The organism is Streptomyces viridochromogenes (assembly GCF_001270495.1).
Taxonomy (GTDB): Bacteria; Actinomycetota; Actinomycetes; order Streptomycetales; family Streptomycetaceae; genus Streptomyces; species Streptomyces viridochromogenes_A.
On record NZ_LGUR01000230.1, the window covers coordinates 82,247 to 95,313 of the forward strand.

Consider the following 13,067-nt stretch of genomic DNA (forward strand, 5'->3'; position numbering starts at 1 on the left):
GGTGACGAACAGCGGCCCCCTCGCGGGGATCACGGTGGTGGCACTGGAGCAGGCTGTCTCGGCCCCCATGTGCACGCGCACGCTCGGCGACTTCGGCGCCCGGGTGATCAAGGTGGAGAACCCGAAGGGCGGTGACTTCGCCCGGCACTACGACGACGTGGTCGGCGGCCTCGCGGCCCACTTCGTCTGGGCCAACCGGGGCAAGGAGTCGGTCGCCCTGGACCTGAAGTCGGACGGCGGGCAGGCGGTCCTGCACCGGCTGCTGGAGCGCGCCGACGTCCTCGTCTCCAACCTCACCCCCGGCACCACGGCCAAGCTGGGCCTGGCCCCCGCCGACCTGGAGGTGCGCCACCCGGACCTGATCGCCGTGGAGATCGACGGGTACGGCCCCGGCGGGCCCCTCTCCCACAAACGCGCCTACGACCTGCTGGTCCAGGCGGAGTCGGGGGCCTGCTCGGTGACCGGCCGGGAGGGTGCTCCCGCCAAGCCTGGCCCTCCGGTCGCAGACGTGTGCAGCGGGCTGTACGCGGCGCTGTCGGTGCTGGCGCTGCTGTACGCCCGGCGGCCGGGGCAGGTGGCGGTGAGCCTGTTCGACACCATGGCGGAGCTGATGGGCTACCCGTTGACGTACACCCTGCACTCGGGGGTCGCGCAGCAGCCGCTCGGCATGAGTTCGCCGGCGGTGTCTCCCTACGGCGCCTATCGGACGGCCGACGGGCAGACCGTCGTGCTGGGCACCACGAACGACCGCGAATGGCAGCGGCTGGCCACGGAGTTGATCGGCCGTCCGGACCTGGCGGACGACGCGCGGTTCCGCACGAACGGCGGCCGTGTGGAGCACCGCGAGGTCCTCGACGCCGCGATCGGCGACTGGTGCGCGCGGCACGACCTGGGTCACGTCCAGGAGCGGGCCGACGCGGCCGGGATCGGCAACTCCCGCTACAACACGGTCACCGACGTCCTCGGGCATCCGCATCTGGCCGCCCGCGACCGCTGGCGGCAGGTCGGCACGCCCTCGGGGCCGGTGCCCGCGCTGCTGCCGCCGCCGGTGGTCGCCGGGTACGAGCCGCCGATGGGCTCGGTCCCCGGGCTGGGTGAGCACACGGACGCCGTGCTGGCCGAACTGGGCTACACACAAGGGGAGATCACGACCCTGCGGGCACGGGGAGCGGTCCGGTGAGCGTGCTGCTGACGAGCGACGCCGACGGGGTCCGGACCCTGACCCTGAACCGGCCGCACCGCAGGAACGCCATCGACGCCGAACTGTGGGAGGCCCTGCGTGAAGCCCTCGCGGCGGCGGGCGGCGACCGGTCCGTCCGGGCGCTCGTCCTGACCGGGGCGGGCGGCGCGTTCTGCTCCGGCGCGGACATTCCCGAGCGGGTCAGCAGCGCCCACCCGCTGTACCGGATGCGGCCCCTGACCGAGGTCACGCTGCTGCTGCACGAACTGCCCGTGCCCACGGTCGCCAAGGTGACGGGGGCGGCGGTGGGGGCGGGCTGGAACCTGGCGCTCGGCTGCGATCTGGTGGTCGCCACGCCCCACGCGCGCTTCTCGCAGATCTTCGCCCGGCGTGGGCTGTCCCCGGACTGCGGCGGCTCCTGGCTGCTGCCGAGACTCGTCGGGTTGCAGCAGGCCAAGAGACTCGCGTTGCTCGCGGAGACGATCGACGCCGAGGAGGCGAAGGCACTGGGCCTGGTGACCTGGGTGACGGACACCGACGAGGTGGACACCTTCGTCGACGACCTGACCGCCCGGCTGGTGGCCGGTCCCCCGGTGGCCCTCGCCCAGACCAAGGCCCTGCTGAACGAGGGCACCGACCGCACCTTGCGAGACGCCCTGGCGAACGAGGCGAAGGCACAGGCGGTGAACTTCGCGGGCGCGGACGTCCGCGAGGCGTACGCCGCGTTCGCCGCGCGACGCGAACCACTCTTCACGGGCCGCTGGGCCGTGCCGAGCCGACCGGAGGACGACACGTGATACGGGAAGCGGTGATCGCGGCAGCGGTCCGCACCGCGGTGGGAAAGCGCAACGGCGGGCTGGCCGGCATCCACCCGGCCGACCTGTCCGCTGCGGTGCTGAGCGCGCTCGTCGAGCGGGCCGGGGTCGACCCGGAGACCGTCGACGACGTGATCTGGGGGTGTGTCTCCCAGATCGGCGACCAGTCGAGCAACATCGGCCGCTACGCGGTGCTGGCGGCGGGCTGGCCCGAGAGCATCCCCGGGACCACGGTCAACCGGGCCTGCGGATCGAGCCAGCAGGCGCTGGATTTCGCCGTGCAGGCGGTGCTGTCCGGGCAGCAGGACGTGGTCGTGGCGGGCGGAGTGGAGGTCATGAGCCGGGTCCCGCTGGGCTCGGCCAGGGCGAGCGGAATGCCGTACGGTCCTCAAGTCCTGGGCCGGTACCAGGACTTCTCCTTCAACCAGGGGATCTCCGCCGAGATGATCGCCGAGAAGTGGGGCTTCACCCGGGCACGGCTCGACGCGTACGCGGCGCTGTCGCACGAGCGGGCGGCTGCCGCGCAGGACGGCGGGGTCTTCGAGGAGCAGATCGTGCCGGTGGCGGGGGTGACCGCCGACGAGGGCATTCGCCGGGGCACCAGTGTGGAGACGCTCGCGAAGCTCAAGACCTCCTTCCTGGAGGACGGCGGCGTGATCCACGCCGGCAACGCCTCCCAGATCTCCGACGGCGCGGCGGCCCTCCTGGTCACCAGTCCTGAGAGAGCCCGGGAGTTGGGGCTGACGCCGCTCGTGCGCTACCGGGCGGGCGCGGTGGTCGGCTCGGACCCGGTGCTGATGCTCACCGGGCCGATCCCGGCCACCGAGAAGGTGCTGGGGAAGGCCGGGGTGGCGCTGTCGGAGGTCGGGGTCTTCGAGGTGAACGAGGCCTTCGCGCCCGTTCCGCTCGCCTGGCTCGCCGAGACGGGTGCCGACCCGGAGCTGGTCAACCCGCTCGGCGGCGCCATCGCGCTCGGCCATCCGCTCGGCGCCTCGGGAGCCGTCCTGATGACCCGCATGATCCACCACATGCGTGACCGCGGCATCCGCTACGGCCTCCAGACCATGTGCGAGGGCGGCGGCACCGCCAACGCCACACTCGTCGAACTCGCCGACTGACGGGGGGCGTTGCCGTGCGCCGTGATGTCTTCACCGCCGACCACGAGGCGTTCCGGGAGCTGGTCCGGGACGTCGTGGCCAAGGAGGTGGTTCCGCACTACGCCGAGTGGGAGAAGGCCGGGCGGCTGCCCCGGTCGTTCTTCGAGCGGCTCGGCTCGCTCGGGCTGCTGGGGGTGGCCGTTCCGGAGGAGTACGGCGGGGGCGGGCAGCCCGACTACCGCTACAACGTCGTCCTCCAGGAGGAGGCGGCCCGCGCCCTGGTCACGCTCGGCACGGTCCGCACCCAACTCGACGTCGTGCTGCCGTACTTCCTCGCCTACGCGAACGAGGAGCAGCGCCGGCGCTGGTTCCCCGGGCTGGTCTCCGGCCGGCTGCTGACCGCGATCGCGATGACCGAGCCCGGCACCGGCTCCGACCTCGCGGGGATCCGTACGGCCGCCGTGCGCGACGGCGACCACTACGTGGTGAGCGGCGCCAAAACCTTCATCACGGGCGGACTTCTCGCCGACCTGGTGATCGTGGTGGCGCGCACGTCGACCGACCCGGACGAACGCCGGGCGGGGCTCACGCTGCTCGTCGTGGAGGACGGCATGCCGGGCTTCACGCGCGGCCGGGTGCTGGACAAGATGGGCATCAAGGTCCAGGACACTGTGGAGCTCGCCTTCGACGAGGTCCGCGTGCCCGTCGCCAACCGGCTCGGCGAGGAGGGCAGGGCCTTCACATACCTCGGGCACAACCTGCCCCAGGAGCGGATGACCGTCGCGGTCGGTTCGGTCGCGCAGGCCCGGGCCGCGCTCGACACGACGATCGCCTACGTCAGGGAGCGCAAGGTTTTCGGGACGCCTGTCGCGTCGTTCCAGAACACGAAGTTCGAACTCGCCGCCGTCGACGCGGAGATCGAGGCCGCGCAGGCCGTGCTCGACCGGGCCGTGCTGGAGCTGGTCGACGGACGGCTGTCCGGCGCGGACGCCGCGAAGGTCAAACTGTTCTGCACCGAGATGCAAGCCCGCGCCGTCGACCGATGTCTTCAACTCTTCGGCGGTTACGGCTACATGCTGGAGTACCCCATCGCCCGGCTGTACGCGGACGCCCGCATCACCCGTATCTACGCCGGGACGAGCGAGGTCATGAAGGTCATCATCGCCAAGTCCCTGGGGTTGTGACACATGTCCATGGAGGACTTCTCCGCCAGGCCGGGCACGGCCTTCGTGGCCGGTGGTACCGGTGGCATCGGTGCCGCGATCGTGCGGACGCTGGCCGAACGCGGCAGCGACATCGTGTTCACCTACCGCGCGAACCAGGAGGCGGCTCAGCGCCTGGTCCGGGCGGTGAAGGGCCACAGTCGTGAGGTCACCGCGGTGCGGCTGGACCTGACCGACGAGGCGGACACGGCACGGGCCGTGCTCGGGTGCGGTGCCGTGCACACGCTGGTCTACGCCGCCGGGCCGCACGTGCCCATGACCCACCTGAGCAAGGTCACGCCCAGCCGGTACCGCGCCCAGCTGGAGGCGGACGCGGTGGCGTTCTTCAACCTCGTCCATCCCGCGCTGCCGCTGCTGCGGGAGAGCAGCGGCAGCATCGTCGCCGTCACCACCGTCGCCACGCGCCGCTACCCCGTCCGCGACGGGCTCTCCTCGGGCGCCAAGGGGGCGGTCGAGGCCGTCGCCCGTGCCCTGGCCGCCGAGGAGGGCCGCTACGGCGTCCGCGTCAACTGCGTCGCCCCGGGCATGCTCACGGACGGCATCGCGGGCCGACTGATCGACACGGGCGAACTCGACGAGGAGGCCCTCGCCATCACCCGCCGTAACATCCCCCTGCGCCGGTTCGGACAGGCCCAGGACATCGCGGAGGCGGTCGCGTTCCTCGCCTCGGACCGGGCCGGGTTCGTCACGGGGCAGGCGCTGGGGGTCGACGGCGGGTACAGCGTCTGAAGCAGCGGGGCGAGGGCGCCGCCCCGCGGGCACTGCTGTGGGGGATCGAGCCCTCCACAGCAGTGCCGTCAGCCGGTGCGGTCCGCGTCGGGGCCGTCCGTGCCGCCTACGGTCACGAAGCGGGTGCCTGGTGAGGAGAAGGCGTGGCGCCGCTCCACGCCGACCCGTTCGGCCGGCGTGACCTCGGTCGCCGGGAACGTGCCGTCGCCGTCGAGATGCCACTGGGCGCATGCCGCCGTAGCGGACGGTGAAGGCGTGCATCCCCATCGGGCGGAGGCCGAACCAGGCCCGCGGCGGGAAGCCCATGGCCGTGACCTGGGCGAGCGCCTCCGGCTCCTCGGCGTCGAGTCCTCGTACGGGCCGCCGCTGCCGCCGGGTTCCAGGGCGTCGACGATGCTGTCCAGCCGGTGCCGGAGCACCCGCTGTGTGTGCATGCGCACGCTGAAGACGATCGGTATCGCCATGGGGCTGCCGATGATGTGGGGCACGAAACCGTGCCAGACCCCATCGGTGTTCTCGGCACCGGCGAGCCCAGGAAGCGAAGGAGATCCTGTCCTCCTGCCCCCGGGCGGTCTGTGCTCGCTGCTGGGGACGGGGGTGATGTGCTGGAAGAAGCGGCCCTGGTAGGCGTCGTCGGGAGGGAGGTAGATCGAGAACCGGGTGCCGTTGGCGGCGAATCCGCCGTGGACGTAGCGGTGGCGCACCGGGGTGTCACGCCCTTCGTCCACGTACGGCTTGCGGGAGTCCTCCTCGGGCATCTCGTTCACTGCGCTCCTTCGTTGTCCGGCGCGGGCTCGGTGATCGGCCGGCCCTGTACGTAGGCGGCGCGTACGGCATCGGCGGTGAGCGCGTCAAGCGCCTGCCGCAGGGGCACGTGGAGCAGGCACAGGTCGGCCGGCGAGCCGACCGTCACCCGCCGTGGGCGTTCCGGCCTGTGGGGGCTGCCCAGGAACAGTCCCAGTGCCGCGCGCGGGGTGAGGCGTTCTGCCGCGTCGCGTGCAACCGCGGCCCGCATGACGGCCCAGGGGTCGTGGGTGCCGTACGGCGCGTCGGTTCCGGCGGCGACCGGGACGCCCGCTTCGGCGAGGCTCCGGCAGCGGTAGAGGTGCGGCCGGTCGTCGGGGTGTACCTCGGTGGCGTAGGCCCGAGCCCGCTCGATCGGGAAGTGGGGCTGCGTCACCACGGTCACGCCGAGCCGGCGAAGGCGTGGGAGAGCCTCGGCCGGGATCACGGACCCGTGCTCGATCCGGTCTCCCTCGACCGGGCCCGCCTCCTCCAGGGCGAGGAGTGTGACGAGCAACTGCACGCGGGTGACGCAGTGCACGGCGACCGGCCTTGGCCGGATCGCGGCCACCGTGGCGGCCAGGTCGGCCGGGGCGGGCAGGGTCAGATCGTCGAGCACGAGCTTCACCGGCGGGTCGACGCCCATGACGACGAGCCGCTGGGGCAGGACGGACAGCGTCTGTGCGAGACCGTCGGCGGGGTGCGGGTCGGCGTTGGTGAAGCCGGTGACGCCGAGGGCCGCGGCGCGCCGCCCGACGCCGGCCAGGTCGAGCGGCACGGGCGGGAGGAGGGCGCGCAGACGGCCGTCCTCACGCCACAGGCGCCCGTCGGCGCTCTCCAGCCCGGCAGCCCGCAGCGCGGCGCTGTTCAGGAACCACATGGCGCCGCCGCGGTGCTGCACCCGGACCGGCCGGTCGGGGACGAGGGCGTCCAGCGTCCACCGGTCCAGCTCTCCCGCGACGCTCTCGTGGTAGCCGACGGCCCGGACCCACTTCCTCGGCGCCCCGGCCCGCAAGGACTTGGCGAGTTCGTCGCGTCCGCGTATCTGGGCGGGCCCCACCCGCACCGAGGCCGCCTCGGCCGCCAGCGCCATGAGATGGACGTGGTGGTCGTGGAGTCCGGGCAGCAGCGCCGCGCCACGCCCTTCGACCTGAGCGTCCCCGGACAGTCGGCGTCCGATCCCGGCGACCCGGCCGCCCTCGACACGTACGTCCACCCGCCCCCGTCCCTCGACCTCCACGTCTCTGATCAGCACGTCGCCGCCGACGTCTCGGCCTGTGCCGCGGCGCAGGTCGCCATGGACACGCACAGCAGTTCCCCGCCGCCCCGGTGCAGGGAACGGGCGACGGCGTGGGCGGCGTACAGGCCGGTGAGAGGGTCGGCGAGCGCGTCGCCGAGGAACTCCGGGTCGCCGTGCCGGTCGCGGCCCGCCAGTCCGCCGGCGATGGCCGCGTCGTCGCCGAAGGCGATCCGGTCGTCGTCGCGGCCGTACCCGGTGATGCTCACCCACACTCGGCCGGGTCGGGCGGCAAGGAACTCCTCCGCGTGCACCCCGAGCCGCCGCAACGCCCGCGGCCGGGACGCCTCCACAACGACGTCGGCGTCCGCGAGCGCCTCGGCCAGCGCGCCGGAGGCGAAGTCCAGTACCAGGCTCTCGTGCCCGGCGTGCAGGCGGCGGTAGAAGTCCGGGTGGCCGAAGCGGGCCCCGTCCGGCCGGGTGGTGCTCTCCACCTTCACGACCCGGGCACCGGCCAGACCCAGCAGCCGTGCACACAGAGGGCCCGCCCACAGCGCGGACAGGTCGACGACCTTCAGACCGGTGAGGTCGCGCGGGCGGGACTGCCCGTGCCGTTCGGCGCGCACCGGCGCGCGGTCGCCGCGCTCGGATCCGAGTACCGCGGCGGCCATGCCCAACATCTGGGCGGATCGCACCAGTTCGGTCGCGCCGGTCCGGCGCGCGGCCGTCCGCAGCCCGGCACGGGGTGCGCCGAGGAGTGCGAGAAGGGCCGGGAGGGCGGCATGGTCGTCGGGGCGGGCCAGGTTGACCGCGGCCCAGCCGTCTGCGGTGGCGAGGAGGTGGCAGGAGCCACCTGCCGAAACCCTGGCAGGGAGGCGGAATCCGGCGAGCCCGGCCCGCTCGAAGAGTGCACCGGCGAGGTCGACGGGTACGCCGGTCAGGGTGGTGAAGTCGTCGGCGACGGCGGTCAGGGGTCCGAGTCTGCCCTTCACGGTGGCCATCCAGCGGTCGAGAGCGGCATTCTTCATCATGCGAACACCCTTCTCGTAGGAGGTGAAGCAAGGTTACACTGCGGGCGTCATGGAACCACCCTTCCTGCTGGTCGACCTCGACGGCCCGGCCTCCCACCCCTCACGGGAAACCTCCTGTGTGCGCGTCGCCGTGGCGGCAGAACCCGCGGAAACAGCCGGGGAGTTCGACCTGCTGCTCACCGCGTCGCCCGACCCGCCCCGGCCCTGGGTCGGGTGCGCCGATCCGTACGCCACCGCGCGGCGGCTCCGGGACATCGTCACCGCCCGCCCCGACGCCTGCCTGGCCCTCGTGCAGGTGCTCCGCATGGGTCCACGCCTGCCGCCGCCCGACCGGCTGGTCATGGAGTCCCTCGCCTACTCCACCCTCCAGGCAGGGGCCGCCTTCCGGTCCTGGCTCGCCGGGAAGCACCCGCATGCCGCCCGTCCGTCCACCGAGCCGGTCCTGCTCGACCGGGACGGCGACCGGCTGACCATCACGCTGAACCGCCCCCGGGTGCACAACGCCTTCGACGCCGCCACGCGGGACGCCCTGTGCGAGGCGCTGGAGGTCGCCGTGTCCGACCCGACGGTCACCCGCATCGACCTACGCGGCAACGGCCCCTCCTTCTGCAGCGGCGGCGACCTCGCCGAGTTCGGCTCCTCGACCGACCCGGCGCGGGCCCACCATGTGCGCGTGCACCGCAGCCCCGCCGCCCTGCTCCAGCGGTGCGCTGCCGAGGTGACCGCGCATCTGCACGGCGCCTGCGTCGGTGCGGGCATCGAACTGGCCGCCTTCGCCGGCCGGGTGACGGCTGCGCCGGACACGGTGATCCGGCTGCCCGAGATCGGCATGGGGCTGATCCCGGGGGCGGGCGGCACAGCGAGCCTGCCGACGAGGATCGGCCGCGAACGGACCGCCTACCTGGCTCTGAGCGGTGCCGCGCTCAGCGCGGCGGAGGCCCGGCGCTGGGGTCTGGCCGACGAGATCGCGAGCGGCCACGCCGACTCAGGCGGGTCACTAGCCATACACAGCAGCGAGAATTAGATTCTCATACACGAGAATACTACTCACGTTCCCCGCTCACGAAGGAGACCGGCCAGTGGCCCACGACGAGCCGCCCGAGGACATCGACGCGATCGACTTCTTCCGGGACGACACCACCGTGGCGGACCCGTACCCCTACTTCGACGCCCTGCGCGCACGCTGCCCCGTCACCCGGGAACCCCACCACGGCGTGATGATGGTGACCGGGTACGAAGAGGCGGTCCAGGTCGCCCAGGACCCGCGGACCTTTTCGTCCTGCCTGTCGGTGACCGGCCCCTTCCCGGGTTTCCCAGTCCCGCTGGAGGGTGACGACGTCAGCGCGCTCATCGAGCGGCACCGCGACGAGCTGCCGATGAGCGATCAGCTGCCGACCCTCGATCCGCCCGTACACACCGCGCACCGCGGGCTGCTGATGCGACTGATCACCCCCAAGAGGCTCAAGGAGAACGAAGCGGCCGTCCGGGAGATCGCCGACAGCATGCTCGACACCTTCCTGGCCCGCCCCGAGGGCGAGTTGATCAGCGAGTTCGCCGGTCCCTTCACGTTGCTCGTCATCGCGGACCTGCTCGGCGTGCCCGAGGAGGACCGGGAGGAGTTCCTCGACAAGCTCCAGCGCCGGCCGCGGGCCGGGGGCGGCATCGGCAGCACCGGCGAGGACTCCCTCGCCCACTCGCCACTGGAGTTCCTGTACGGGCGGTTCTCGGACTACATCGAGGACCGGCGCCGGGAACCGCGTGGCGACGTCCTGACCGGCCTCGCCACCGCCACGTTCCCCGACGGTTCCCTGCCCGAGGTCGCCGACGCGGTCCGGGTGGCCGCCAACCTGTTCTCGGCCGGGCAGGAGACCACGGTCCGCCTACTCAGCTCCGCGTTCAAGATGCTCGCCGAACGCCCCGACATCCAGACGCTGTTGCGCGCGGAGCCGGACCGCATCCCGAACTTCGTCGAGGAGACGCTGCGGACGGAGAGCCCGGTCAAGGGCGACTTCCGGCTCTCCCGCGTCCCGGCCACGGTGGGCGGCGTGGACATCCCGGCCGGCACGACGCTGATGGTGGTCAACGGCGCGGCCAACCGCGACCCGCGCCGCTTCGAGGACCCGGCGACCTTCGATCCCGCCCGCCCGAACGCCCGCCACCACATCGCCTTCGGCCGCGGCATCCACACCTGCCCCGGCGCACCGCTCGCCCGGGCCGAGGCGCGGGTCGGCATCGAGCGTCTCCTGGCGCGCACCAGCGATATCCGGATCTCCGAGCGCGTGCACGGACCGGCTCACGCGCGCCGCTACCAGTACCTGCCGACGTACATCCTGCGCGGTCTGACCCACCTCAACCTGGAGTTCACACCCGCCGAGGAGAGCACGCGATGAAGATCACCATCGATGAGGACCGCTGCCGCGGTCACGGCGTCTGCTGCACCGTCAGTCCCGAGGTGTTCGACCTGAGCGACGACGGCTACGCAGTGACCGAACAGCCCGACGTGCCACAGGAGTTCGAGCAGGCGGCGCGCTCGGCGGCGATGAGCTGCCCCGAGCGCGCCATCACCTGCCACTGACGCGGCTCAGGCCGGCCGTGGCGGCATCTCGAACCCGGCGACCAGCACGGCGTTGGTCTCCGCCGCCGCCTGCCGCAGCGGCTTGGCCTTCGCGTACTCGGCCGACTCGTACCACTCCCGCGCCGCCTCGACCGACGCGAACTCGAGGACGACCGTCCGGTCGCCGTGCCACTGACCCTCCAACACCTCGGGCTCTCCTTCGACGGCCAGCACTCGGGCACCGGCCTCGGCCATCGACCGGGCGGCAGCCCGGCTGTAGGCGTCCATCCCGGCCTGGTCGCGGATGGCCTCGGTCAGGATCACGTACCCCTTGGGCATGGCATCTCCAGCGCGCTACATATAGCAACAGATAGGCGGTATACGTTTTATGAGCGTCATTCGTCTTATGCGGTATATGCGTTATAACACAGTTCCGTTCAACTCGAGTTCGACGTACACGAGTTGGGTCCCCGCGGCCCTCGCTCCGGGCTCTGCGGGAGCCCGGTGAGTGCCCCCGAGTTGTCGTGCGGCCTCCCTCCCGGCCCCGACTTCGCCGATCTGGCCGTTCTCGCCGAGGAACTCGGCTACGCCCGGGTGTGGATCTACGACTCCGCGCCCCTGTGGGAGGACCCCTTCGTCCACCTGGCCCTCGCGGCCCGCCGGACGACCCGCATCGGTCTGGCCACCTCGGTGCTCGTGCCGGACGAGCGCTCCGTGATGACCATGGCGTCCGGGATCGCCACCCTCGCCCGGCTGGCGCCCGGCCGCTTCCGGGCCTGTTTCGGTACCGGCTTCACGGCCCGACTGGCCCTGGGGCAGCCGCCGATGCGGCTCGGCGCCTTCGCCGAGTACGTCCGCGCAGTGCGCGGGCTCCTGGCGGGTGACACCGTTGTGCTGGACGGCGAACCGGCGCGCATGCTGCACGCCCCCGGACTGGCGGCGGCCCGCCCGCTGGACGTGCCGGTGTGGCTCAGCGTCTTCGGCCCCCGGGGCAGCGCCCTGGCCACCGGTCTGGCCGACGGGATCATCGGGCGGCCGCATCCCGGCCTCCCCACGGCGACCATCGTGTCCGGCACGGTCCTCGACGACGGCGAGGACGCCGGCAGCGCACGCGTGCGGGAGGCCATCGGGCCCTGGCGGGTCGTCGACTGGCACGACGCCTACGCGCGCGGCGGGGCCGAGGCGGTCGACGCCAAGCCGGGAGGGCGCGCCTGGCGGGAGGCGCTGGAGGAGGTCGCCGAGGCCGGGGAACGCCGTCTGCTCACCTTCGAGGGGCACGTCACCGGCCTGACGGACCGCGACCGCCTGCTGCTGGAACACATCGACACCGCGACCATGGTCGGCGACGCCGCCCGCATCGGCCGCAAGCTGACACGGCTTGGTGAGCTCGGCTTCCAGGAGGTCGTCTACACGCCGACGGGACCCGACGTCCGGCGGGAACTGCGGGCCTTCGCGGGAACCCTGTGACACCGCGCCACGACCGACCGGGTAGCCGCTCCCCCGGCATGCTCGGTAGCCTGATGCGCACGATTGGTCCAGCCGCATGACCAATGCCGGGACTGTCTGCCGAGCCCCGAGAAACCGGAGGGCCAGCACAGTGGTTCAACCAGATGGGGCGTTCCAGGCCGTCGGACGGCCCAAGTTGTACGCCTCGGTCGTGGAGCAGATCCTGGCCAGCATCCGGTCCGGGCTCTTCCCACCGGGCAGCGCGCTGCCGGCGGAACGGACGCTGGCGAGCCGGTTGCAGGTCAGCCGCGGCTCCCTCCGGGAAGCGCTGCGCGTGCTGGAACACGCCGGTGTCCTGGACATCCGGACCGGCAGTGGCACATACGTCGCCATGGAGGGCGGTTCGGGCGCCACGTTCCTGCGTGCCCAGGCCGCTGCCCTCGGCGAGCACAGCCCGCTCGACGTGATCGTCGCGCGTGCGGCGATCGAGCCGGTCTGCGCGGAGCAGGCCGCCCTGGCGCACCACCCCACCGATCTCACCGCCCTGGAGGAGGCCTTCGAGGAACAGGCGCGGGCGACCCGGGCGGACGAGGACGTGGCGGAGCCCGACCTCGCCTTCCACCTGGCCGTCGCTGCCGCGTCCCGCAACAGCGTGCTGCTGGCGCTGGAGAGGACGCTCATCGACCTCATGCACGAGCAGACGTGGAGCGAGCTGAAGTACCGCTCCCGCAGCCGCGAGCACGCCGCGGTGGAGTATCTGGAACACCACAGGCTGGTGCTGGAGGCCATCAGACAGCGCGACGCGCGGCGCGCCCACCAGTTGATGGCGATGCACATGAGCGCCGTCGAGACGGCGCTGGTCGCGGAGCTGGAACACCGTGGCGGCAGCGGCTTGATCCTCGGGGCGGAGGGCGAGCCGGGCTCCGGGGCCGCGCCGTCCGGGTGAGGGAGCCGGCCGGCCCGCCCTCACCC

General features: G+C 72.6%; 14 protein-coding genes. 10 read left to right on the forward strand and 4 right to left on the reverse strand.

Going from position 1 to position 13,067, the window contains the following annotated elements; translation table 11 throughout:
• The first annotated feature begins 1 nt into the window (after position 1).
• From ADK36_RS33945 to ADK36_RS33965, 5 genes are read left to right on the forward strand one after another with little or no spacing between them, the layout of a single operon-like run.
• On the forward strand, positions 2–1,180 hold the full coding sequence (locus tag ADK36_RS33945) for a CaiB/BaiF CoA transferase family protein (RefSeq protein WP_053200210.1): 1,179 nt from the start codon (positions 2–4) through the stop codon (positions 1,178–1,180).
• Positions 1,177–1,977, forward strand: coding sequence for an enoyl-CoA hydratase/isomerase family protein (locus ADK36_RS33950; protein ID WP_048580211.1), 801 nt, complete (start codon positions 1,177–1,179; stop codon positions 1,975–1,977). The genes ADK36_RS33945 and ADK36_RS33950 overlap by 4 nt, the downstream gene beginning before the upstream one ends.
• A complete protein-coding gene (locus ADK36_RS33955; protein ID WP_048580346.1) occupies positions 1,977–3,113 on the forward strand; it encodes a thiolase family protein in 1,137 nt (378 codons plus the stop codon). The genes ADK36_RS33950 and ADK36_RS33955 overlap by 1 nt, the downstream gene beginning before the upstream one ends.
• Before the next feature lie 14 nt (positions 3,114–3,127).
• Entirely contained in the window at positions 3,128–4,276 is a 1,149-nt protein-coding gene (locus ADK36_RS33960) for an acyl-CoA dehydrogenase family protein (protein WP_053200213.1), read from the forward strand.
• A gap of 9 nt (positions 4,277–4,285) precedes the next feature.
• The gene (locus ADK36_RS33965) at positions 4,286–5,044 is read left to right on the forward strand and encodes an SDR family NAD(P)-dependent oxidoreductase (protein ID WP_199830310.1); all 759 of its coding nucleotides are present in this window, start codon (positions 4,286–4,288) and stop codon (positions 5,042–5,044) included.
• Positions 5,045–5,112: 68 nt separating this feature from the next.
• Here the strand turns inward: ADK36_RS33965 and ADK36_RS33970 are convergent, their stop codons facing one another.
• Genes ADK36_RS33970 through ADK36_RS33980 form a run of 3 tightly spaced genes read right to left on the reverse strand, consistent with a single transcriptional unit; the run spans position 5,113 to position 8,095 of the window.
• Positions 5,113–5,811 carry a hypothetical protein gene (locus ADK36_RS33970; RefSeq protein WP_053200215.1) on the reverse strand — a complete coding sequence of 233 codons (699 nt, stop codon included), beginning with the start codon at positions 5,809–5,811 and terminating at the stop codon, positions 5,113–5,115.
• Entirely contained in the window at positions 5,808–7,136 is a 1,329-nt protein-coding gene (locus tag ADK36_RS33975; protein ID WP_234329975.1) for an amidohydrolase family protein, read from the reverse strand. The genes ADK36_RS33970 and ADK36_RS33975 overlap by 4 nt, the downstream gene beginning before the upstream one ends.
• Positions 7,076–8,095: a CoA transferase gene (locus ADK36_RS33980; protein ID WP_053200217.1), complete on the reverse strand. Its 1,020-nt coding sequence runs from the start codon at positions 8,093–8,095 to the stop codon at positions 7,076–7,078. The genes ADK36_RS33975 and ADK36_RS33980 overlap by 61 nt, the downstream gene beginning before the upstream one ends.
• A 49-nt stretch (positions 8,096–8,144) precedes the next feature.
• On the opposite strand from ADK36_RS33980, the gene ADK36_RS33985 reads away from it, so the two are divergent.
• The 3 genes from ADK36_RS33985 to ADK36_RS33995 are packed head-to-tail and all read left to right on the forward strand — an operon-like array spanning position 8,145 to position 10,670.
• Positions 8,145–9,119: an enoyl-CoA hydratase/isomerase family protein gene (locus ADK36_RS33985; RefSeq protein WP_048580214.1), complete on the forward strand. Its 975-nt coding sequence runs from the start codon at positions 8,145–8,147 to the stop codon at positions 9,117–9,119.
• A gap of 55 nt (positions 9,120–9,174) precedes the next feature.
• Complete coding sequence (locus ADK36_RS33990) at positions 9,175–10,485, forward strand: cytochrome P450 (protein WP_048580215.1); 1,311 nt, start codon at positions 9,175–9,177, stop codon at positions 10,483–10,485.
• On the forward strand, positions 10,482–10,670 hold the full coding sequence (locus ADK36_RS33995; RefSeq protein ID WP_048580216.1) for a ferredoxin: 189 nt from the start codon (positions 10,482–10,484) through the stop codon (positions 10,668–10,670). The genes ADK36_RS33990 and ADK36_RS33995 overlap by 4 nt, the downstream gene beginning before the upstream one ends.
• 6 nt (positions 10,671–10,676) lie before the next feature.
• Here the strand turns inward: ADK36_RS33995 and ADK36_RS34000 are convergent, their stop codons facing one another.
• Positions 10,677–10,988 (reverse strand): DUF1330 domain-containing protein, encoded by a 312-nt coding sequence (locus tag ADK36_RS34000; protein ID WP_048580217.1) that lies wholly within the window; start codon positions 10,986–10,988, stop codon positions 10,677–10,679.
• A gap of 165 nt (positions 10,989–11,153) precedes the next feature.
• Here ADK36_RS34000 and ADK36_RS34005 point away from each other — a divergent pair, with 165 nt between their 5' ends.
• A complete protein-coding gene (locus tag ADK36_RS34005; protein ID WP_048580218.1) occupies positions 11,154–12,116 on the forward strand; it encodes an LLM class flavin-dependent oxidoreductase in 963 nt (320 codons plus the stop codon).
• 130 nt (positions 12,117–12,246) lie between these two features.
• The gene (locus ADK36_RS34010; protein ID WP_078916087.1) at positions 12,247–13,041 is read left to right on the forward strand and encodes a FadR/GntR family transcriptional regulator; all 795 of its coding nucleotides are present in this window, start codon (positions 12,247–12,249) and stop codon (positions 13,039–13,041) included.
• Positions 13,042–13,067 lie beyond the last annotated feature (26 nt).